The sequence below is a fragment of the Kitasatospora sp. NPDC056184 genome (genome assembly GCF_042268405.1).
Classification (GTDB): domain Bacteria; phylum Actinomycetota; class Actinomycetes; order Streptomycetales; family Streptomycetaceae; genus Kitasatospora.
Window position 1 is genome coordinate 18,158 of the sequence record NZ_JBHJUI010000040.1, and the last position, 22,379, is coordinate 40,536.

Sequence of the window (22,379 nt, forward strand, 5' to 3'; positions counted from 1 at the left end):
GTAGATGGACAATCAACCATGCCGCACGGTGGGACCTCCACCGGGTCTTCGGTCAACTTGCGGGAGCCCGGGCCGGGTTGTGTCGAGGAGAAGGTTGTCGTGTGTCGCTGATCGAGGTCGCCGGCCTGGTCAAGGAGTTCCGCAGGCCCCGCCGGATCGACGGGCCGCTCGGCGGGCTGCGGACCCTGTTCACCCGCCAGTACGTGAGCAAGCGCGCCGTCGACGGGATCGACTTCGCCGTCGGCGAGGGCGAACTGGTCGGGTACCTGGGGCCCAACGGAGCCGGCAAGTCGACCACCGTCAAGATGCTGGCCGGGATCCTGCGGCCCACCGCGGGGCACGTGGAGGTCGCCGGGGTCGTGCCCTGGCGCGAGCGCGAGCGCAACGCCCGCAACATCGGCGTCGTCTTCGGCCAGCGCAGCCAGCTGTGGTGGGACCTCCCGCTCCGGGACTCCCTGGAGACGATGGGCCGGCTCTACGGGGTCGAGCGCGCCCGGTACCGGAGCAGCATCGCCCACTTCACCGAGGTGCTGATGCTGGGCGCGTTCCTGGACACGCCGGTGCGCCAGCTCTCCCTGGGGCAGCGGATGCGCGGCGACCTGGCCGCCGCCATGCTGTCCGAGCCGCGCGTCCTCTTCCTGGACGAGCCCACCGTCGGACTGGACGTGGTGGCCAGGGAGCGGATGCGCGAGTTCATCGCCGCCCAGAACCGCGGGCAGGGCACCACCGTCGTGCTGACCACCCACGACCTCGACGACGTCGAGCGGCTCTGCAGCCGCATCGTGCTCATCGACAGCGGCCGGGTCCTCTACGACGGCGACGTCGAGAAGCTCAAGTCGCGGTACGCGCCGCACCGGCAGCTGGTCGTCCAGCTCGCCGACGGCTGCCCGTGGCAGGGCGTCGACCTGCCCGGCGTCGCGTGCGAGCCGGGCGGTGGCGCCGGGCCCCGGAGCGTCTCGCTCCGCTTCGCTCCCGAGGACACCCGGACCCCGGAGATCGTCGCCGCCGTCCTGGCCCGGCACAGCGTCACCGACCTGTCGATCATCGAGCCGGACCTCGAAGGCGTCATCCACCGGATCTACTCCGAGAGCGAGGCCGGGTGACGGCGCCCGCGGCCCGGTGGGGAACGGCCCGGCCGGAGGCGGCCCGGCTGGGACCGGGCCGGCGGCTGGCCGCGTACGCCGCCCTGGCCCGCGTCCAGGCCCGCACCCAGCGGGTCTACCGCACCGACTTCCTGTTCGGCATGGTGGGCCTGCTGCTGCAGATCTACCTGCTCCGGCTGGTGTGGACCGCGGTCTACCCCGAATCGGGCAGCGCCGGCGCCGGCGCGGGCCGCGAGATCACCCTCGCCACCCAGCTCGCCTACGTCTCCCTCGCCTCGGTGCAGGCCTGGCTCGCCAACTCCGACGCCCGGTCGCTGGCGACGATCCAGCTCCGCATCCGGGAGGGCGCCGTCGCCCTGGACCTGGTCCGGCCGGTGCGCTTCACCGCCCAGCTGATCGCCGCCAGGGCCGGCGCCACGCTCGCCGTGCTCCCGTTCGCCGGCTGCGCGCTGGTGTTCTCGGTGCTGGCCGGCGGCGCGCAGGCCCCCGCCTCCGCTCCGGCGCTGCTCGCCTACGCCGCCAGCCTGGTACCCGCCTACACCAGCGCCCTCCTGCTGGGCGTGATCGTCAGCATGATCTCGTTCTGGACCCTGGAGCTCGACGGCTTCTACTCCGTCTACCTGATGACGGCGCACTTCTTCTCCGGCGCGCTGGTCCCGCTATGGTTCATGCCCGACTGGCTCGCCGACGTGACCCGCCTGCTGCCCTTCCAGACCATGGTCTACGTCCCCACCGCGCTCTACCTCGGCCAGATCGACGGCGTCCGCGCCGTCCTGCAGGCCCTGGCCGTCCAGTGCGGCTGGGCGGTGGCCCTGTGGCTGCTGCTGAGGCTCGTCTGGTCCAGGGCGCTGCGCCGCGTCGTCGTGCAGGGGGGCTGACCGTGACCGTCTCCGCCGACCCCGGGGCCGGACCCGCCGCCCGGCCGGTCCCGCGCCTGTACGCGTACGGGCTGCTCATGCGCGCGGCCGTGAAGTCCCAGCTCCAGTACCGCGGGAACCTGTTGTTCGGCTTCGCGGGCGGCGCCGCCTTCCAGGGGATCGGGCTCGCCTTCATCTGGGTCGTCGCCTCCCGCTTCGGCGCGGTCGGCGGCTGGTCCATGGCGGAGATCTGCCTGCTGTACGGCATGCGCCTGACCTCGCACGGCCTCTGGGTGGTCCCGGGCAACCAGCTCTACTTCCTCGACGTCACCATCCAGACCGGCGAGTTCGACCGCTACCTGGTGCGCCCCACCGGTGTCCTGCCGCAGCTGCTGGCCCGCGGGATCCACCTGCCGGTGTTCGGCGATCTGGCGACCGGGCTCGTCATCCTCACCGGCGCGGCCTGGCGGCTCGGCGTCCCGCACTCGCCGGCCGGCCTGCTCTTCCTCGTGCTGGCCCTGGTGGGCGGCGCGATGGTCGAGGGCGCCTTCCAGCTCGGGATCAGCGCGCTGTGCTTCCGCACGCTGTCCAACCGCTCGCTGCGGGTGCTGGTCGACGGCGTGATGAACAGCTTCGGCGGCTACCCGCTCAAGGTCTTCCCCTCCCCGGCCCGCTTCGTGCTCACCTTCCTGGTGCCCGTCGCGTTCGTGGCCTACCTGCCGGCGGCGGCCCTGCTCGGCCGGGCCGACGACCTGCACGTCCCCCTCGGGGTGGCCTACGCCGCGCCGGGCGCCGGGCCGCTGCTGCTCTGGCTCGCGCACGTGTTCTGGCGGGCGCAGTCCGCCCGGTACTCCAGCTCGGGGACGTGAGGGGCGGCCGGCACCCGCCGCTGCGCGCGCACCGCGTGCCCCACCGCGAGCCCCACCACAAGCCGTTCCACCAGCGGACGACCCACTCGGAAAGGACCATGGCGTGCTGATACCCCGGATCTTCCACCAGGTATGGCTGGGCGGGCCGATGCCGGAGAGGTTCCGTGCCTACTCCCGCGGCTGGCAGGAGCGCCACCCCGACTGGGAGTACCGCCTGTGGACCGAGGAGGAGCTCGACCCCTCCCGCTCCGGCTTCCTCACCCACGGCGACGCCTTCCTGGAGCTGGAGAGCTGGTCGGAGAAGTCCGACGTGGCGCGGTTCGAGATCCTGCTGCGCTGCGGCGGCATCTACATCGACACCGACTTCGAGTGCCTGCGGCCGCTGGACGGGCTCCTGGCGGACCAGGAGGCCTTCGCCGCCAGCGAGGACGGCGTCCACATCTCGACGGGCATCATGGGGGCCGTCCCCGGCCACCCGTTCATGGCCGCCTGCGTCCAGGAACTGCCTCTCAGGATGAAGGAGTTCGCCGATGCCAACGCGGCGCTGAAGACCGGCCCGGGGCTGGCCACGGCGGTGTTCGAACGCCAGTCGGAGCAGGCCGGGCGGCCGCCGGTCACCGTCTTCTCCAGCGACCTGTTCTACCCGTACCACTTCACCGAGCCGCACCGGGCGGGCGAGGAGTTCCCCGGCGCGTACGCCGTGCACCACTGGGCGGCCAGCTGGATGTAGCCGTGTGCGGCCCGATGCGGCAGGTCGGAGCACGTGGAAGGGCCCGGGCGGCCCCGCCGGAACGACGGCGGGGCCGCCCCGCCGTTGGTGCCGGTCCGAGCCGATCATGGGATGCGCCGTTTCAAACGCGACTGATGTGAACGTTCACCCTTTCGAGTGCACAGGATCATGGGAAGCGGCCCAGATCGTTCCGCCCCGCCTACGGTTGGTCAGCAAGCGAGACGGGGCCGCCGCAACGAGCGGAGAACCCCTCTTTCCGGGGCGGAGGCGACGGCCGACGACCCGTCATGGCGTGTCCCCCTTCACAGAGGAAGGTTCTCCCATGCCCGTGGCCACGAGCAGCGAGACACCGCAGGCGTCGCAGCAGCACCCGCACCCCGCCCGGCGCGCGGCGGTGCGGTCATGAGCGGGACGGCCCTGGAGCAGCTCCTCCGCGGGCCGAGCGGGATCGGCACGGCAGGGCTGAACCTGGCGCCCCGTCAGGTCGCCGCGGAGGCGTCCGAACCGCCCTCGGGGAAGCCGAAGTCCGGGGACCCGGTCCCCGGCCTCTACTTCCACCCGGTGGCCGAGCCGGATGCCGGGCGGGTGGCGGAGGTGAACCACCGGATCAAGCTGTGGGCCGAGGAGATCGAGCTCTACCCGCCGGACTGGGAGGACCAGTTCGACGGCTTCTCGGTGAGCCGCTACATGGTCGCCTGCCACCCGGACGCCCCGAGCGTCGACCACGTCATGCTCGCCACCCGGCTGATGGTCGCCGAGAACGCCGTCGACGACTGCTACTGCGAGGACCTCGGCGGCTCGCCGGTCGGCCTCGGCAGCCGGCTGCTGCTCGCCCACACCGCCCTCGACCCCGTGCACACCACCGCGGAGTACCACGGTGGTTGGCAGGAGTCGCTGGGCTCGGACGCGCCCCGGCGGGCCTACCGCTCGGCGATGGAGCACTTCACCCGGGCCGCCACCGCCTCCCAGGCGGACCGGTTCCGGCACGACATGGCGCGCCTGCACCTCGGCTACCTCGCCGAGGCCGCCTGGGACCAGGAGGACCACGTCCCGGAGGTGTGGGAGTACCTGTCGATGCGGCAGTTCAACAACTTCCGCCCCTGCCCGACCATCACGGACACCGTCGGCGGCTACGAACTCCCCGCCGACCTGCACGCCCGCCCGGCGATGCAGCGGGTCATCGCGCTGGCCTCCAACGCCACCACGATCGTCAACGACCTGTACTCGTACACCAAGGAGCTGGCGAGCCCGGGCCGCCACCTCAACCTGCCGGTGGTGATCTCCGAGCGCGAGGGCGTCGACGACCGCGAGGGCTACCTGAAGGCCGTCGAGGTCCACAACGAACTGATGCACGCCTTCGAGGCGGAGGCGGCCGCGCTGGCCGCCGCCACGCCCGTCCCGGCGGTGGTGCGCTTCCTGCGCGGGGTCGCCGCGTGGGTCGACGGCAACCACTACTGGCACCAGACCAACACCTACCGCTACAGCCTGCCCGATTTCTGGTAACCAAGGAGCTGAACCGTGTCCGTCACCGACACCACCCCCGTGAATCGCACCGCCGTCCCCGGGCCGGCCACTCCCTACCAGGGCGACATCGCCCGCTACTGGGACCATGAGGCCCGGCCCGTGAACCTGCGCCTCGGCGATGTGGACGGCCTCTACCACCACCACTACGGCATCGGCGAGGTCGACCAGGCGGCCCTCGGCTCCCCGGACGACAGCGAGCGCGACAAGAAGCTCGTCGCGGAGCTGCACCGGCTGGAGTCCGCGCAGACCGACGTCCTGCTCGACAGCCTCGGCGACATCCGCCCCGAGCACACCCTGGTCGACGCCGGCTGCGGGCGCGGCGGATCGATGGTGATGGCCCACCAGCGCTTCGGCTGCAAGGTCGAGGGCGTGACCCTGTCGGCCAAGCAGGCCGAGTTCGGCAACCGGCGGGCCAAGGAGCTCGGCATCGACGACTCGGTGCACGCCCAGGTCTGCAACATGCTCTCCACGCCGTTCGGCACCGGCTCCGTCCGGGCCTCCTGGAACAACGAGTCCAGCATGTACGTCGACCTGCAGGACCTGTTCGCCGAGCACTCCCGGATCCTGTCGGTCGGCGGCCGGTACGTGACCATCACCGGCTGCTGGAACCCGATCTACGGCCAGCCGTCGAAGTGGGTCTCGCAGATCAACGCCCACTTCGAGTGCAACATCCACTCCCGCCGCGAGTACCTGCGCGCGATGGCCGACAACCGCCTCGTCCCGAACGCCGTCGTCGACCTGACCGCCGCCACCCTCCCGTACTGGGAGCTGCGGGCCACCGTGCCGTCGCTGGTGACCGGCATCGAGGAGGCGTTCATCAACTCCTACAAGGACGGCTCCTTCCAGTACCTGCTGATCGCCGCCGACCGGGTCTGACCCGGCGTCGCCGCACGGCGAGGACCCGGCCCGGCCGCACGGCGGCGGGGCCGGGTCCGCCGCGTCGCGGCCCCGGGCGGGGACCGGCCGCGACCCCCGGCGGGGGGCTCCTGGAACCGGGCTGGTCAACGGGACGTCGGTGGCACGTGATATGCAGGGCATCATCCGATTGGCCACTGCGAGGCCATACGAACGATGCCGACGACCGTGCCGGTCGACGAGGTCTCAGGGGGGCCGCACCATGTCCTTGTTCCGCCGTCTGACCGGGCGGAAGGCTCCGCGCGCCCTGCCCCCGGTGCTCGACCCCTCGCACGGCGACGAGGAGCTGCGCCGGCTGCGCGCCCTCGCCGGGGCCGGCGACTGGGCCGCACTCGGCCCCGCCCTCGCCGCCGTCCCCGACCAGGCCGAGCTGACCTGGCTGCTGAACCGGATCTCCGACATCGAGGGCACCGAGCGGTGGCTCGCCGAGGCCGTCGCCGAACGGCCCGAGGACACCCTCGCACTGCTGCTCTCCGGCGCCCGGCACATCGCCTGGGCCTGGGAGGCCCGCACCGGCGCCCGCGCCAAGCACGTCACCGAGGAGCAGTGGCGGCTGTTCGGCGAGCGGCTGGAGACCGCCGAGGAGCAGCTGCTGGAGGCGGCCGAGCGCGAGCCAGGCCGGCTCGCCCCCTGGTACTTCCTGCAGGTCGCCGCGCGCGGCGCCTCGCTCGGCCGCACCGTCGGCACCACCCGCTTCGAGGCTGCGCTGCGCCGCGACCCCGGGCACCTGGCCTCCCACCAGCAGCGGCTCCAGCAGCTCTGCGCCAAGTGGGGCGGCTCCCACGAGGAGATGCACGCCTTCGCCCGCACGGCGACGTCCGCCGCCCCCGAGGGCAGCCCGCTCGGCGAACTGGTCGCCCTCGCCCACCTGGAGCACTGGCTCGACCTGCCCGACGGCGAGGACCACGCCTACCTGACCGGCCCCGCCGTGCGCTCCTCGCTGCGCGAGGCGGCCCTGCGCTCCGTGCTGCACCCGGCCTACCGGCCCCAGCGGGACTGGCGGACCACCCACAACACCTTCGCGATGGTCCTCTCGCTCGCCGACGAGCGCGAGCTCGCCCACGCGGTGTTCACCGTCCTCGGCGACGGCGTCACCGAACGGCCCTGGTCCTACCTGGGCGGCGACGCAGCCGAGAACTTCCAGGCCCACCGCGACCGCTGCGCCCCGCGCTGAGCCGAGCGCGACCGCCGCACGACGCCTGCCGAACCGGCAGACCGGCCGCCCGGGCCGTCCCGCCCCGCGGCCGCCGAAGCCCGACACACCCCTTGCGATCGAAAGAGCCACCGGTGTCCCCATCCGAGAACCCGACGAGCGCGCACACCTTCCAGGTCGACCTGCGCGGCCTGGTCGACCTGCTCTCCCACCACCTCTACTCCAGCCCGCGCGTCTACCTGCGCGAACTCCTGCAGAACGCGGTCGACGCGATCTCCGCCCGGCAGGCCCTCGACCCGGCCGCGCCCGCCGCCATCACGGTCCGCGCCGACCGCGACCTCACCGTCACCGACACCGGCGTCGGCCTCACCGAGCAGGACGTCCACACCTTCCTGGCCACCATCGGCCGCAGCTCCAAGCGGACCGCCGACGGCCACCTCGACGGCGACGGGCTGGCCCGCGCCCGCGGCGACTTCATCGGCCAGTTCGGCATCGGCCTGCTCGCCTGCTTCGTGGTGGCCGACGAGATCACCGTCGTCACCCGCTCCGCCGCCACCCCCGACGCCCCCGTCATCGAGTGGCGCGGCAGCTCCGACGGCCGCTACACCATCCGCACCCTGCCCGCCGACGCCAAGCCCGAGCCCGGCACCACCGTGCGGCTCACGCCGCGCTCCGACGCCGCCGAGTGGACCCGCGCCGACCGGGTGCTGACCCTCGCCCGGGACTTCGGCAGCCTGCTGCGCCACGAGGTCACCGTGATCGACGGCCGCGGCGACGCGACCCGGGTCAACCACACCCCGCCGTGGGCCGCGCAGCACGGCTCCCCGCTGGCCCGCCGCGAGGCGCTGGCCGCCTACTGCCGCTCGGCCTTCGACTTCACCCCGCTCGACACCATCGAGCTGGACCTGCCGCTGGTCGGCCTGCGCGGCGTCGCCTACGTGCTGCCGGACGCCGTCCCGCCCTCCCGCCGGGCCGGCCACCGGGTGCACCTCAAGGGCATGCTGCTCTCCGACCACGCCGACGAACTGCTGCCCGACTGGGCCTTCTTCGTCCGCTGCGTGGTCGACACCGACGGCCTGCGGCCCACCGCCAGCCGCGAGGGCCTGTACGCCGACGAGACGCTCGCCGCCGTCCGCGACGCGCTCGGCGCCCGGATCCGGGACTGGCTCACCGGCCTGTCCGCCAGCGACCCGGCGCTGCTCCACCGGTTCATCTCGGTCCACCACCTGGCTGTCAAGGAACTCGCCCGCTACGACGACGAGTTGCTGCGGATGCTGCTGCCCTGGCTGCCGTTCGAGACCACCGACGGCAACGTCACCCTGGACGAGTTCGCCCGCTCCCATCCGGTGGTGCTGGTCACCCGCACCGTCGAGGAGTTCCGCCAGGTCGCCCCGATCGCCGGCGCCGCCGGCCTCGGCGTCGTCAACGGCGGCTACACCTACGACCGCGACCTCGTGCACCGGCTGCCCGAGATCCGGCCCGGCACCTCCGTCGCCGACCTCGACCCGAGCACCGTCACCGCGCACCTCGACACCGTCGACCCGGCCGCCGAACTCGCCGCCTCGGCGTTCCTCGCCACCGCCCGCGAGGTGGTCGGCCGCTTCGACTGCGACGTCGCCCTGCGCAGCTTCCACCCGACCAGCGCGCCCGCCCTGCTGCTCGACAACCGGGAGGCCCGGCACGAGCGCACCCGCGCCCAACTCGCCGACGAGGCCGACGGCCTGTGGGCCGACATCCTCGGCTCGCTGCGCGCCGAGGTGCCCCGCGCCCAGCTCGTCCTCAACCACCTCAACCCGCTGGTGCGGCGGGCGGCCTCGATCGGCGACCGCGAACTCGCCGTCACCGCCGTCGAGACGCTCTACGGGCAGGCCGTGCTGCTCACCCGCCGGCCGCTCACCTCCAGCGAGAGCGCGCTGCTCAACCGCTCGTTCATCAGCCTGCTCGACCACGCGATGCTCGGCCACGAGGCCGCGTCCGGCGGCGCCGGCGGCAGTGGCGGCGCGGGTGACAACGGCGGCACCGGCCCGCTGGACCCGCGGAAGGGGGCGTGATGCTGAACAGCATCGACGCGGTGATGACCGCGCTGCGCGAGAACGACGACCGCCCCTACGGGCGGCAGCGGACCGTCACCGCCGAGGAACTCGTCGACGCCGCCGATCAGTTCGACGACACCGCGGTCCGCGCCATGGCCCTGCTCGAACTGATGGAGGCCTACGAGTACGACGGCGAGCGGAGCAAGGCCCCGGTCGTCTTCGCCCGCGTCCTCAAGCTCTGGGACGCCGACCCGGAGTCCTTCGGCGACTGGGCCCGCCAGCAGGTGTTCTGGCGCTTCAAGTGGGTCGCCACCTCGCTGCTCGGCACCCCCGACGTGCCGCTCACCGCGATCCGCCGCTGGCACGAGGAGATGCGCGGCCGCTACCGCGCCGCCGGGCACGGCCTCCAGCCGTACTACGCCCAGCGCTTCCACCTCGCCGCGCACCTCGGCGAGGACGCCCAGGACGCCTACGAGCTGTGGGCCGGCCGGCCGCGCACCGAGCTGAGCGACTGCCACGCCTGCGAGATCCGCGCCCGCGCCGTCCACCACCTGCGCCGGGGCGACGACGCGACCGCGCTGGACGTCTGGCGGCCGGTGCTCGGCGGCGAGGCCACCTGCGCCGAGGAGCCCTACGTCAGCCACGCCGAGGCGCTGCTGCCGCTGCTGCGCCAGGGCCGGCTGGACGAGGCCCGCTCCAGCCACCTGGTCGGCTACCGCTTCGCCCGCGGCAAGAGCGGGCTGGCCCGCTCGGTCGGCCTGCACATCGAGTTCTGCGCGCTGTCCGGCAACGAGCCCCGCGGCCTGGAGATCCTGGCCGAGAACCGCGACCTGTTCGGCGTCACCGGCGACCCGGTCAGCCGGCTCGCCTTCCTCACCGGCGTCGAGGTGCTGATCGCCGGCCTCGCCCGGGCCGGGCACGGCGGCCTCACCGTCGGCGGCCCGCCCGGTGCGAGCTGGACCGCCGACACCCTGCTCGCCCACCTGCGCACCGAGGCGGACGCGCTCGCCGCCCGCTTCGACGCCCGCAACGGCACCGGCACGGTGAGCGGCCGCCGCCGCGACCGGCTGGCCCGCCGGCCGCTGCTGGCCGAGCCGCTCGCCCTCGGCGTGCGGGCCGCGGCCGCGCCGGAGCTGGCCGCCGTGCCGGTCGTCCCGGCGGTGCCGGCCCGGGAGGTCGAGCCGGAGCCGGAGGACTTCACCGCCCTGCTGCTGCGCGCCCGTGAGCTGCAGCTGGTCGGCCACCCGGACGGGGACCGGCTCTGGACCCGGATCGACGAGCGGGTGACCGCCACCGCCGAGGGCGACCTCGAAGCGCTGCTGGGCGCGGACGCCGGGCCGCTCGGCCGGCTGCTGGCCGAGCTCGCCGAGCGGCGGGCGCACGCGGCGCTCGAACGCGGGGACTGGGAGCAGGGCGCCGCCGAGCTGCTGGCCGCCGGCGGGCTGTACCGGCGGGAGGGCCTGGTCGGCCCGGCGCTGGCGGCCCGGACCAGGGCGCTGATCGCCGAACTCGTCCGGGAGGACGAGGAGGTGGACGAGGCCGGCGAGCCGGTGGAAGTCCCCGCGCCGGCCGTCGACTGGGCGGCCCTGGACGCCGCGCTGGCCCGCGCCGAGGAGCTGTCCGACGCCGCGGCGTCCGGCGGCGAGCCGGGCATCACCGACGACGACTACCTGATCGTCCTCCAGTGCCGCGCCTACGCCGCCCACCAGGAGCTGGTCCGCGCTCTGCCCGAGCCGCCGGAGCAGCCGCCCGCCGAGCGGGCCGCGCGCTTCGCCGCCGCCGTCACCGCCTACCGCGAGGCGGCCGCCGCCCGCGGCTCCGTCCGGCGGCTGGCGGTGGCCCGCCAGTACACCGCCGACGCCGCCGCCCGGCAGGGCCGGACCGTCGAGGCGGCGGAGGAACTGCGGATCACCATCGCCGAGTTGGAGCGGGCCGGGCAGCCCTGGCACACCCCGCGGGCCTACGGCCTGCTGGGGCAGGCGCTGCTGCAGACGGGTGAGCAGGCCGAGGCCGTCGAGGTGCTGCACCGTGCCCTGGCGGCGGCCGGCCGCTGGGCCGACGACTCGTACCCGTTCGCCGCCACCTACCTGATGGTCGGGCACGCCAGCGCCCACGTCGGGGACACCGGCGGCGCGATCCGGGCGCTCTCGGAGGCCGCCTCCCGGTTCGACCGCAAGGGGCCGGAGGCCGCCGAGGAGGCGGCCCGGACCAGGCTGCAGCTCGCCGACCTGCTGACCGAGGCGGACCGGACCGCGGACGCGGTGGCCGTCCTGGAGTCCGTGCTGGCCGACGCGGCCACCGCCGGTCTCGGCGAGCGGCTGGTCGCCCAGGCCCGGCTCGACCTCGCCCGCGGCCTGTTCTCCCTGGACGAGGACCGCGACGCCGCCGAGGAGTACCTGCGGCTGGCCGCCGTCCTGGAGGGCTGGACCGAGGACCTCCACCTGCGCACCATGGTCGCGGCGGAGGCGACCGTGGCGCTGGTCCACGCCGACCGCTGGGAGGCCGCGCACGCCGCCCGGGCCCGGGCGCTGGCCGCCCACGAGCAGTGGCCGCAGCCCGGCCCGGTGTCCGCGATGCTGCGGCAGTTCGCCCGGCTCACCGCGCAGAAGGAGGGCCCGGACGGCGTCGAGTCGGCGCTCGCCCGGCTGGCCGAGGCGGACGCCGTGCGCGAGCGGCTGGAGCGCGAGGAGCCGGGGGCGGAGACGTGGTACCCGCGCGCCGCCGTCCACTACGAGCGGGCCCGGGTCCGCGCGGTGGCGGGCGAGTTCGAGGAGGCGCTGGCCGAGGCCGAACGGGCGATCACCGCCTACGAGGCGGGCGGCGAGCAGGCCGAGACCCCGCGCGCCGAGGCCGTCCGGCTGGCCGCGCTGATCGAGGGCACCGACCTCGGCCGCGTGGAGGCGGCCCGCGGCCGGCTCGCCGTCGCCGCCGAGCGGTGCCGGGCGCACGGGCTGGAGGAGGCGGCGGGGATCCTCGCCGAGCTGCGCGAGCGCCTCACGGACTGACGGCCGGGCGGGTCGGCCGTGTTCCCGCCGTGCTGCCGCCGTGTTCCCGCCGTGTTCCCGTTCGTACGGGAACACGGCGGGGGCGCCGGTGGGTTGAGGGCGATCACGCGCACGGGCGAGATCACCGTCGACGGGCCGCGCCGCTTCGTCACGCGGTGGGCGCTGTGGGCGCGGTGGGCGTCGCGGGCGCGGCGGTTCGGCCGCGGCTCAGCAGGGACCGTCGTCCGCCCACACGCCCCACGGGCCGCTCGCGGTCGGATTCTCGTTCAGGGTCCACCACTTGGCGTGGTACTTGTGGCCCTGGTACGACACCTTGGCGCCGCCGACGTACACCGTGCCCGCGTTCCACGGCGGGTCCACGCAGGTGCCCGGGCTCGTCGGCGGCGTGCTCGGCGGCGTGCTGGGCGGGGTCGTCGGCGGGGTGGTGGGCGGCGTGGCCCCGGCGAACCGGGCCGTGAACCTGGTGAAGTCCCAGTCGTTCTGCACCACGCTGGAGCAGGAGCCGGACAGCCCCGGGTCGACGGTGCCAGGGCACTGCCGGTCCCGGTTGACCGACCAGTAGGTGTAGCGGGCCAGCTTGTGCGCCAGGGCGAAGTCCAGCACCGCCTGGAAGTCCGCCTGCCGGAAGTACTCGGCGACGTCGGTGCGGCCGTTCATCAGCGACACGCCCTCGTGGGCGTAGGCCTCCGCCTCCGACCAGCCGAAGGTGCTGCGCAGGATCTGGTTGAAGTTCACCAGCGCGGAGGTCTGCGCCGCCGCGCCGTTGAAGCCGCCGTCGAACGGCATGATCGAGTAGTTGTCGGGCGTGAAGCCCTGCGCCTTGGCCTCGTTGAGCATCTGCTGGCCGAACCACCCGGTGCCCGCGGCGGTGCCGGCCGTGGTGATCGAGATGTACAGGCCCGGGTTGCTGCGCTGGAGGATGCGGGCCGCGCCGATCTCGTTGCGGATCGCGGCCGTGTTCTCGTACTCCGGCTCCTCCAGGTCGAAGTCGATCGCCTTCAACCGGTACTTGTCGACGACCTTCTGGTACCCCGCCGCGGTCGCCTCCGGCGTGCCGCAGGTCTGGCCGAGCTTGGTGCCGCCGTAGCCGCCGATGGAGACCGAGACGTCGCCGCCCTTGGCGCGGACGGTCTGGATGACGGCCGGCATGGTGGTGTCGGTGTCGATCGGGGACGTCCCGCCCCAGGCCGGGACGCAGCCGCCCTTGTCCAGGATGAACGCGAGCTGGAAGGCCTTCTGGCCGGTGGCGTCCATCACCGTGGAGACGTCCGGCGGGCTGTTGTCCTCGGGCATCAGGTACGGCGCGGAGGCGTACCAGTTGCTGCCGATGCCGTCGGTGAGGGCGCTCGTGGCGGCCGTGGTGGTCGTCGCGTTCGCGGCGGCGACCGCGACGAGCCCGCCGGCGACCAGCCCGAGCGCCGCGGCCACCGCGGCGGCGGCCCGCCGGCGGGGCATCTGCCGGGACGGCGGCGATTGCGGCGGTGTCGGCGGTTGTGCGTGGGGGAGACGTGCGCGTTCCATCGGGATCGACCTCTCCAGGAAACGGCGGAGTACGGCCCACCCGCGCCGGTTGTGGGGGCGGCGCGCCGGGCCGGGGGCACCCCGCGACGGGTCGGACCGCGCAGGGCCCTCACTGGTATAGACCTGTCATGAGGGGTCGTCAACCGCCCCGGCCGGTGCTCCGTGTGGGAATCCACCGGCGCCCGGTGGACACGCCTTAGAGTTGGCGGGTGGCCGAAGAGACGTGGAACAGGGTGGACGGGCAGGTGCGGGCCGGCGCCATCGTGCAGGCCGGGTCCGTCGGGGAACTGCACGTGCACGAGGCGGCCCTGCGGGCTGCCGCCGTCCCGTACCAGCTGCCGCCGGCGCTCTCGCACTTCGAGGACCGCGCCGACGAACGCGCCAGAGTGCTGGCCGCCGTCGCCGAGGGGACGGGGGACGGCGGCGGGCCACTGGTCGTCGCGCTCAGCGGGATGGGCGGGATCGGCAAGACCGCGCTCGGCTTCGAACTCGCCCGCGCACTGCTCGACCACTGCCCGGACGGCGCCCTCCACGTCGACCTCGACGACCTGCGCCGCGACGGCGCCGTGGAGACCGCCGACGCCCTCGGCGACCTGCTGCGCGCCCTCGACCCGCAGACCCGGCCCGAGCAGGAACTGCGCGGCCGCGCCCGCCAGTACTGGACCGCCACCCAGGGGCGGCGCCTGGTCCTCGTGGTCGACAACGCCCGCAGCGGCGCCGAACTGCGCCCGCTGCTGCCCTCCTCCGGCGCGAGCATCGTCATCGTCGCCAGCCACGGCCCGCTCCACGACCTCGACGGCGTCCGCCTGGTCGACCTGCCGCTCGGCCCGCTCGCCCCCGAGGACGCCGTCAACCTGCTGCGCCGGATCGTCGCGGACCCCCGGTTCGCCGCCGACCCCGACGCCGCCGCCGAACTCGCCCGCCGCTGCGCCGGCCTGCCCGCCGCGCTCTACGTCGCCGGCCGCTGGGTCCGCCGCCACCGGCGCCGCGAACTGCGGCGGCTGGTCGAGGACCTGGCCACCGAACTCGACCGGGAGGGGCTGCCCGTGGTGGAAGCCGTCTGGGACGCGGCGTACGCGAGCCTCGGCCCGGTCGCGGCCCGGCTCTACCGGTTGCTGCCGCACCACCCCGCCCCCGTCGTGGGCGACCACGCGGCCGCCGCCCTGCTCGGCACCGACCCCGACGAGGCCGCCGACGCGCTGGACGAACTCGACACCGCCGGGCTGCTGGAGCGGCGCCCGGACGGCCTGGGCATGCACGCCCTGCTGCGCGGCCACGCCCTGCGCCGGGCACGGGCGGTGGACGCGCGGGACTCGGTGGACGTGGACCTGGACGCCGTCTCCGCGCGGCAGCGCCTGGTGCGCTGGTACCGGCGCCAGGCCGGCCGGGCCGACCTGGTCGCCGCCGGCCCCCGGCTGACGGTTTCCGCCCCCGCCGCCGGGGCCCCCGCCCCCGCCGAAGTGCCGGACCTCCCGTTCCCCGACACCGCCACCGCCCTGCGCTGGCTGGAGGACGAACGGCTCGCCCTCTACGGCTGCGTCCGGATCGCCGCCGAGGACGGGCTCGACGAGGAGGCGGTGGCGCTCTGCGAGGCCCTGTGGACGCACTTCCTCGACCACCGGCACTACGCCGACGTCATCGACGCCTTCGGCCGCGGCGTGGCCGCCGCCGTCCGCTCCGAACGCCTCGCCGCCACCGTCCGCATGCGCTGCCAACTGGCCCGCCCGCTCTGGGAACAGCGCCGCTACGAGGAAGCCGCCGAAGAACTGCGACTCGCCGTGCACGGCGCCCGGCTGCTCGGCGACTCGCCCGAGGAGCGCAAACTCCGCGCCTCCGCCGTCGAGTTCCGCGGCAAGCTCGCCTCCGTACGCGGCGACTGGGCGGCGGCCGTCCCGGACTTCGAGGCCGCCCGCGAGGAGCACCGGGCCATCGGCAACGCGTACGGCGTGATGCTGCAGACCTACCTGCTCGGCCGCGCCGCCGTCGCGACGGGTGAACTGCCGCGCGCGGTGGAGCTGTTGGGCGAGGCCCACGCCTCGGCCGCCGCCCTCGGCCGGGACCGGATGACCGCCCGCACCGGCTTCGAGCTGGGCAGCGCCCTCCGCGCGGCCGGCCGGCACGCCGAGGCCGCCCGCCTCTACGAGGCGGCCCTCGCGGCAGCACGCGAGCGACGCTCGGCGGGCGATGAACTGCGGGTGCTGGAGGCACTGGTGGCCCTCGGCGAGGAGACCGGCGACGCCGAGTCCGCGGAAGCCTACCGCTCGGCCGCCGAGACCCTGCGGGGGCCGGAGGGAAGCGGCGGCGCACCGATCGCGTGACGGCAGCCCGGCGTCGGCCGGCGGGACGCTGCGGGGGCCGGGCGGGAGTGGTCGCGCACCGATCGCGTGGTTCGGTGGGGAGGCGCGGGCTGCCGCCGGCCGGCGGCCGAGGCGTTGCGGGGCCGGCCTGCCGCGCCGCCGCGATGGTGGGCGTCGGACCGGGGCGGTTGTGGGTCGGTGCCGCGGGAGGCGCCGTTGCCGTCAGAGGAGGTGCTGGAGGTCGGCCTCGGTCGCCGTGTCGAGGTGGAGGCGGTAGGGCGTGCCGTCGATCCGGCAGGTCAGGGTGGTGGCAGGCGCCTGCTGGGTGCCGAGGAGGGTGTGGACGGCGGAGAGGGCGGCAGCGGGGTCGGTGTAGCGCACGCGGCCGGTGGTCCGGTGGGGGTCGATCCGGACGGTGAACGGCGCGCTGTTCGGGCGGCGGACCAGGCAGCGGGTGGGGGAGAGGACGACGGCGGCGGTTCGGCAGCCGGGGTGGTCGGCGAGTGCCTCGGCGGTCCAGTCCGCAGCCGTCCGGTACTCGTGGTGGTGGGCGGTGTCCGGTGTGGGCGCGCTGTTCGCCCGGCGGTAGAGCAGCGCCGCGCTCTGCGCCTCGCGGATTCCGGCGCGGCCGAACTCGGCGGCCAGGTGGTGGTAGGGCAGGTCCGTCCACGGCGGGAGCCGGTCGATGTCGACGACGACGGAGCCGTCGCCGGTCCGCCCGGTCGGCTCGGCCGGCTCGGTCCGGGCCCGGACGGCGAAGGCGGCCGGGGTCCGTGGCGCGGACGGCGGGGCGGCGAGCGGGCGCGGCTGGGCGGGGCGCGGCAGCGGGACCAGGCCGAGCAGCTTGTACAGCTCCGGGCCGAGCGTCGCCAGTGCCTCCCCTGGCAGGGCGAACGCCGCCTCGGCGAAGCGGCGGGTTCCCGGGGCGGACGGCTGCGCGGCGAGGACGGCCGCCGCGTCGTCGCCGGACGGGTCCAGCCGGGGTGCGGCGGCGAGCAGGCGGGCCATCGGGCTGCCCGGGACCAGCTCGGTGCCGCCGTCGCAGACCGCCACCACGGGACGGTCGAGTGCCGCCGCGTAGAGGGCGGTCGAGCCGTGGTCGGTGACCACCGTGTCACCGGCCACCAGCAGCGCCGCCCACTGCTCGTACGGCCCGGCCAGCACCAAGCCCGCGTCCAGGGCCGGCCGCAGCTGCCGGGCGAGGTCGAAGGACCCGGTCCGGCTGTACTCGTTGGGGTGCACGACCAGCGCCAACTGGTAGGCGTCGTGCGGGAGTCGGTCGGCGAGTCGGGAGGGCAGGCCGGGGTGCCGGGCGAGCAGCGACTCCGGCCCCCAGGTGGAGGAGAGCACGACCAGCCGGCGCGGCCCGGTGCCGAGCGCCGACCGGAAGGCCTCGCGCCGGTTCCGCGAGGCGAGGATGCGGTCGAGCGTCGGATCGCCCGCCACCAGGGCCGCCGCCCCGGCGGGCGGGCACTGCTCCGCGAGCCGGTGGACCTGGTCGGGGTGGGCGAGGGCGTGCAGGTCGGCGAGCGGGCGCCGGTCGGGGGTGAGCAGGAACGCCGGGTCCAGGCCGGACGGGAGGTGCGGCGAGCCCTCCTCGGCGAGTGCCTTGTTGAACCCGGCGCCGTGCGGCAGCAGGACCTTGGGCCCGCGCAGCGCGGCCAGCTCGCCCTTGGGACTGGCGGTGAGGATCAGGTCGTGGCGGCCGGCCAGCGCCTCGGGCCAGGACAGGCAGCGCGCGCCGGACGACGCCACGGCGGCCAGCGCGTCGGCGTCGAAGGCGGAGCCGGGGACGAGGGTGAACCGGCACCGGACCCGGGCGTCACCGTCGAAGACGGGCAGCAGGTCCAGCAGCCGGTGCAGCGCCGCCGCCGAGCGGACGGCGAACAGGACGCCGAGCGGGGCGTCGGGCGCCGTCACCGGATCCACCGGGCGGACGGCGCCGTCGGCCACCGGCCACCGGCTGGCTGCTGGCTGCTGGCTGCTGGCTGCTGGCTGCTGGCTGCTGGCTGATCCTCGCGCCTACCACAGCTCAGCGACCCCCGGCGAGCCGTGCCGAGCGGCTGCTCGGGTGGCTCGGGGCGGTGCGGTGCGGGCGCGGGCATAGGGGCGATGGTAACCGGCGGACCGCCGACGCGGGCCGGACCGCGCAGATCCCCACCCGGCTCCGCCGCCACTCCACCCAGGCCCCCGTCGATCGGACGTTCCGTCAGTCGGATCCGAATCTACGGGAGCCGTGCGCGCGGCATTCGGGCAGGTCGGGCGGCAGGTGGGGCGGCCGCCCCGGGGGCAGCCCGTACGCCCGCCAGCAGGCCCGCCACCGCCGGGGTCCACGGCCGGCCCGCCGGACCGGTGAGGGTCAGCGTCCGGTGGACGGCCGGGCGGATCGGGACGAGCACGCAGTCCGGCGGCAGCATCGGCCGGGCCAGCGCGGGCATCACCGACACCCCCACCCCCGCGTGCACCATGCCGATCAGCGTGTTGAGGTCCCGGATCCGGTGCCGCGGTGCGAAGCGGACGCCCGCCCGGCGGTAGGCGTCCCGGATGTGCCGCTCGCAGCCGCCCTCGGAGAGCAGGAAGTCGTCGTCCTCCAGGTCGGCCACGTCGACGGCCTCCTCGCTGGCGAGCGGATGGTCGCGCCGGAGCAGCGCGTGCATCGAGTCCGCGCCGAGCGGGACCGCCCCCGGCGGCACCGGGTCCGCGTCCACCAGGACCGCCGCGTCCACCGTGCCGGCCTCCAGCCAGACGCCCAGCTCGTCGTCCTCGCCCTCGAACACCCGGACCGTCAGCCGGGGGTGTTCGGTCCGCCAGCCGTGCAGCAGGTCCGGCAGCAGTCCCTGGCAGACGGTGGTCGGCGCGGCCAGCCGGACGGTGCCGGTCAGCCCGCCCGAGTGGCGGGCGGCGATCGTCCGGACGGCGGCGGCGGAGGCGACCGCCGTCCGGGCGTGCGGCAGGATCCGCTCGCCGAGCGGGGTCGGCCGGACCGGGGTGCCCCGGTGCAGGACGGGCGCGCCGAGCACCCGCTCCAGCGCCGCCACCGCGTGCGAGACCGCCGACTGGCTCACCTCCAGGTCGACCGCCGCCGCCCCGAAGCCGCCCGCGTCCGCCACCGCGACCAGCGCCCTGAGCTGGGCGAGGTTCACCTCGGGGGCCATGAGACTTCCTCATTCCTTCCGCACTGCCACTTGTTGGACTCATGCTCGGCCGAACCGCCACCCTCTGTCCATCGGGAAGCGGTGGCACGGGCGAGAGGGCGGACGGATGGCCGGTACGGGACGGCGGTGGTGGCCGGGGTTCGTGGTGCTCTCGGCGATCTGGGGCGCGAGCTTCGCCCTGATCAAGGTGGCGGTCGACGCGGGCGTTCCCCCGGTGTGGGTGGCGGCCTGGCGCTGCCTGCTCGGTGCGGCCGCGCTCTGGGCGATCCTCGCCGCCCGGCGGGAGGCGGCCGTGCGCGACCTCGCCACCTGGGGCCACTGCGCCGTGGTCGCGGTGCTGCTGAACGCGGTGCCGTTCGTGCTCTTCTCCTACGGCGAGACCCGGGTCAGCTCGGTGCTCGCCGGGGTGATGAACGCGACCACCCCGCTGTTCGCGCTGCTCTTCGCGCTGGCCGCGGTGCCCGGCGAACCGCGCCCGGGGCCGCGCCGGATCGGCGGGCTCGTCCTCGGCCTCGCCGGGGTGCTCACCGTGCTCGGCGTCCGGCACGGGCTCGGCTCCGGATCGGTGGGCGGCGGTCTCGCCTGCCTGGCCGCGACCTGCTGCTACGGCGCCGGCTTCGCCTACCTGCGCCGTCACCTTTCCACCCGACCGCACTCGGCCGCCGCCCTGTCCGCCGCCCAGATCACCTGCGCCGCCGTCGAACTCGCCGTCGCCGCCCCGCTCGCCGCCGGTGCCCCGCACTGGCCCGGGGCCGGTGCCGCGGCCGCCCTGCTGGCGCTCGGCGCGGTGGGTACCGGCGTCGCCTACGTCCTCAACCTCGACCTGGTCCGCAGCGCCGGGACGGCCGTGGCCGCCGCCGTCACCTATGCGACCCCGCTCTGGTCGACGGCGCTGGGCGCACTGCTGCTCGCCGAACCGGTCGGCTGGAACACCCTGGCGGGCGGCCTCGCCGTGATCGCCGCCGTGGCGCTCATCCGGCAGCCGCCCGCCGCCCCCGACGGCGGGGAGCGCGCCCTCCGCCGGGGCCGGAGGGCGCGTCAGTCGGTCGGTTAGGGTGGACCGATGGGCACGGGGCGGGCAGCGGGCGGGGGCGTGGACGTGCGGATCAGCGACGTTCGCACTGACGACGGCCGCCTCGACGACGCCGGCACCGCTGACGTCCGCACCGCTGACGTTCGCCCCGACGGTGCGGCCGACGCGCCGCGGGCCGCGCCCGCCGTCGCCGTCCAGGCCGCGTTGCGCGCCCGGCCGCTGCGCTTCCCGTTCACCCGCGACTCGCTGCGCTGCTGGGCCTACCTGGCCGGCGGCTCCCTGCTCGGCCTGGTGGTGGCCGTCCTGCTGGCCGCCCTCGCCCTGATCGGCCTCGGGCTCTCGGTGGTCGGCGTCGGCCTGCCGCTGCTCCTGGCCGTCGCCCTCTCCGGCCGGCCGGTCGGCGCCCTGGAACGCCGCCGGCTACGGCTCGTCGAACCGTCCCCGGTGCCCGATCCGCACCGCGCCCTGCCCGGGGCCGGCCGCCGCGCCCGGCTTCGGACCCGGCTGCGCGAACGCGCGACCTGGCGCGAACTCGCCCACACCCTGCTGGTCGGCCCGCCGCTCACCGCCGCCGGACTCGGCCTCACCGCCCTGCTGCTGTTCTCCGCGGCGCTGGTCGTCAGCCCCCTCGTGGTCTGGGCGCTGGCCCCCGAGACGGTCATGCTGATCCCCGGCCACGCCGTCCCCGGACCGCTGTACGCCCTGCCCGCCACCGCCGTCGGCCTGGCCGGGCTCCTGCTCGGCAGCTACGCCGGGGCGCTGCTCACCACCGCCCACGTCCGGCTGGCCCGGCTGCTGCTCGGGCCCCGCGAGGAGGACCTCGGCAGGGAGCGGGTCGTCGAGCTGACCCGCTCCCGGGCCCGGCTGGTGGACGCCTTCGAGGCCGAGCGCCGCCGCATCGAACGCGACCTGCACGACGGCGCGCAGCAGCAGCTCGTCGCCCTCGCCATGACCCTCGGACTGGCCGCCCACGAACTGCGCGAACGCGGGGCCGGCGGCGCGGGTGACCCGGGTGCCGCGGGCGCCGACGACCCGGCGCTCGCCCTGGTCGACCGGGCGCGCGGGGAGGCCCGGCGGGCGCTGGAGCAGCTGCGCGGCCTGGTCCGCGGCATCCACCCCCAGGTGCTCACCGACCACGGGCTGGCCGCCGCCGTCTCCGAGGTCGCGCTGCGCCACCCGATCCCCGTCGAGGTCGACCTCGACCTGCCCGGCCGGCTGCCCGGCCCGGTCGAGTCCACCGCCTACTTCACCGTCACCGAGGCGCTCACCAACGCCGCCAAGCACAGCGGCGCCGCCGCGATCACCGTCCACGGGCGGATCGCGGACGGCCGGCTGGTGCTGGAGGTGACCGACGACGGCCGCGGCGGGGCCGACCCGGCCGCCGGGGCCGGACTGCAGGGACTGGCCGACCGGGTGGCGATCCTGAGAGGACGACTGATGGTGACGAGTCCGACCGGCGGGCCGACCAGGCTCCGGCTGGAGGTGCCGTGCTCCGGCTAGTCATCGCCGAGGACGCCGTCCTGCTCCGGGCCGGACTGGTCGAGCTGCTCGCCCTGGGCGGCCACGAGGTGGTCGCCGCCGTCGGCGACGCGGACGCCCTCGCCGCCGCGGTGGACGCCGACCGGCCGGACCTCGTCGTCACCGACGTCCGGATGCCGCCCGGCTTCCAGGACGAGGGGCTGCGCGCCGCCCTCCAGCTGCGCGACCGCCACCCCGGCCTGCCCGTGCTCGTCCTGTCCCAGTACGTGGCCACCCCGTACGCCACCCGGCTGCTCGGCGCGGCCGGTGCGCAGCGGGCCGGGCTCGGCTACCTGCTCAAGGACCGGGTCGGCGAGGTGTCCGAGTTCCTGGACGCGCTGCGGCGGGTGGCGGCCGGGGAGACCGTGATCGACCCGGACGTGGTCCGGGTGCTGCTCCGGCAGCAGTCCGCGGACCGCCCGATCGCCCGGCTCACCCCGCGCGAGCGCGAGGTGCTGGGGCTGATGGCGGAGGGGCTCAACAACCAGACGGTCGGCGCCCGGCTGAGCATCACCGAGGCGTCCGTGGTGAAGCACTGCGGGAACATCTTCATGAAGCTCGACCTGGACCCGGTCGAGGGCAACCGCCGGGTGCTCGCCGTCCTGGCCCACCTCGCCGACCTGCGCGGCGAGTAGCGACTTCCCCCGGGGGAGTGTCGGTGCCCGG

Annotated in this window: 15 protein-coding genes and 1 pseudogene; 13 read left to right on the top strand and 3 right to left on the bottom strand. The window is 75.4% G+C overall.

Annotated elements, in window-relative coordinates; all coding sequences use genetic code 11:
- Positions 1 to 101 precede the first annotated feature (101 nt).
- The 9 genes and pseudogenes from ACFC0B_RS38860 (at position 102) to ACFC0B_RS38900 (ending at position 12,189) form a co-directional block, all read left to right on the top strand.
- Positions 102 to 1,103, top strand: a complete 1,002-nt coding sequence (locus ACFC0B_RS38860; RefSeq protein ID WP_376097598.1) for an ATP-binding cassette domain-containing protein — start codon at positions 102 to 104, stop codon at positions 1,101 to 1,103.
- Positions 1,100 to 1,981 (top strand): ABC transporter permease, encoded by an 882-nt coding sequence (locus ACFC0B_RS38865; protein ID WP_376097601.1) that lies wholly within the window; start codon positions 1,100 to 1,102, stop codon positions 1,979 to 1,981. The genes ACFC0B_RS38860 and ACFC0B_RS38865 overlap by 4 nt, the downstream gene beginning before the upstream one ends.
- Before the next feature lie 2 nt (positions 1,982 to 1,983).
- On the top strand, positions 1,984 to 2,829 hold the full coding sequence (locus ACFC0B_RS38870) for an ABC transporter permease (RefSeq protein WP_376097604.1): 846 nt from the start codon (positions 1,984 to 1,986) through the stop codon (positions 2,827 to 2,829).
- Between the two features lie 103 nt (positions 2,830 to 2,932).
- A complete protein-coding gene (locus ACFC0B_RS38875; RefSeq protein ID WP_376097607.1) occupies positions 2,933 to 3,559 on the top strand; it encodes a glycosyltransferase in 627 nt (208 codons plus the stop codon).
- A gap of 435 nt (positions 3,560 to 3,994) precedes the next feature.
- A pseudogene (locus ACFC0B_RS38880) lies at positions 3,995 to 5,062 on the top strand (family 2 encapsulin nanocompartment cargo protein terpene cyclase); the annotation flags it as partial.
- 15 nt (positions 5,063 to 5,077) lie between these two features.
- On the top strand, positions 5,078 to 5,959 hold the full coding sequence (locus tag ACFC0B_RS38885; RefSeq protein ID WP_376097610.1) for a geranyl diphosphate 2-C-methyltransferase: 882 nt from the start codon (positions 5,078 to 5,080) through the stop codon (positions 5,957 to 5,959).
- Between the two features lie 241 nt (positions 5,960 to 6,200).
- Complete coding sequence (locus ACFC0B_RS38890) at positions 6,201 to 7,172, top strand: hypothetical protein (RefSeq protein WP_376097613.1); 972 nt, start codon at positions 6,201 to 6,203, stop codon at positions 7,170 to 7,172.
- Positions 7,173 to 7,285: 113 nt separating this feature from the next.
- Positions 7,286 to 9,202 (top strand): HSP90 family protein, encoded by a 1,917-nt coding sequence (locus ACFC0B_RS38895; protein WP_376097616.1) that lies wholly within the window; start codon positions 7,286 to 7,288, stop codon positions 9,200 to 9,202.
- Positions 9,202 to 12,189 carry a hypothetical protein gene (locus tag ACFC0B_RS38900; RefSeq protein ID WP_376097619.1) on the top strand — a complete coding sequence of 996 codons (2,988 nt, stop codon included), beginning with the start codon at positions 9,202 to 9,204 and terminating at the stop codon, positions 12,187 to 12,189. The genes ACFC0B_RS38895 and ACFC0B_RS38900 overlap by 1 nt, the downstream gene beginning before the upstream one ends.
- Positions 12,190 to 12,396: 207 nt before the next feature.
- Here ACFC0B_RS38900 and ACFC0B_RS38905 read toward each other — a convergent pair whose 3' ends face one another.
- A complete protein-coding gene (locus ACFC0B_RS38905; RefSeq protein WP_376097622.1) occupies positions 12,397 to 13,644 on the bottom strand; it encodes a chitinase in 1,248 nt (415 codons plus the stop codon).
- Between the two features lie 275 nt (positions 13,645 to 13,919).
- On the opposite strand from ACFC0B_RS38905, the gene ACFC0B_RS38910 reads away from it, so the two are divergent.
- Positions 13,920 to 16,028, top strand: a complete 2,109-nt coding sequence (locus ACFC0B_RS38910) for an NB-ARC domain-containing protein (RefSeq protein WP_376097624.1) — start codon at positions 13,920 to 13,922, stop codon at positions 16,026 to 16,028.
- A 201-nt stretch (positions 16,029 to 16,229) separates the two neighbouring features.
- Here the strand turns inward: ACFC0B_RS38910 and ACFC0B_RS38915 are convergent, their stop codons facing one another.
- Together ACFC0B_RS38915 and ACFC0B_RS38920 are read right to left on the bottom strand one after the other, a co-directional pair.
- The gene (locus ACFC0B_RS38915; RefSeq protein WP_376097627.1) at positions 16,230 to 17,960 is read right to left on the bottom strand and encodes a translation initiation factor 2; all 1,731 of its coding nucleotides are present in this window, start codon (positions 17,958 to 17,960) and stop codon (positions 16,230 to 16,232) included.
- 272 nt (positions 17,961 to 18,232) lie between these two features.
- Positions 18,233 to 19,162, bottom strand: a complete 930-nt coding sequence (locus tag ACFC0B_RS38920; protein ID WP_376097630.1) for a LysR family transcriptional regulator — start codon at positions 19,160 to 19,162, stop codon at positions 18,233 to 18,235.
- 106 nt (positions 19,163 to 19,268) lie between these two features.
- Between ACFC0B_RS38920 and ACFC0B_RS38925 the strand changes: the two genes are divergently transcribed.
- The 3 genes from ACFC0B_RS38925 to ACFC0B_RS38935 are packed head-to-tail and all read left to right on the top strand — an operon-like array spanning position 19,269 to position 22,348.
- On the top strand, positions 19,269 to 20,216 hold the full coding sequence (locus ACFC0B_RS38925; RefSeq protein ID WP_376097633.1) for a DMT family transporter: 948 nt from the start codon (positions 19,269 to 19,271) through the stop codon (positions 20,214 to 20,216).
- Between the two features lie 9 nt (positions 20,217 to 20,225).
- Positions 20,226 to 21,695, top strand: a complete 1,470-nt coding sequence (locus ACFC0B_RS38930) for a sensor histidine kinase (RefSeq protein WP_376097636.1) — start codon at positions 20,226 to 20,228, stop codon at positions 21,693 to 21,695.
- Positions 21,683 to 22,348, top strand: coding sequence for a response regulator (locus ACFC0B_RS38935; protein ID WP_376097639.1), 666 nt, complete (start codon positions 21,683 to 21,685; stop codon positions 22,346 to 22,348). The genes ACFC0B_RS38930 and ACFC0B_RS38935 overlap by 13 nt, the downstream gene beginning before the upstream one ends.
- The last annotated feature ends 31 nt before the right edge of the window (positions 22,349 to 22,379 follow it).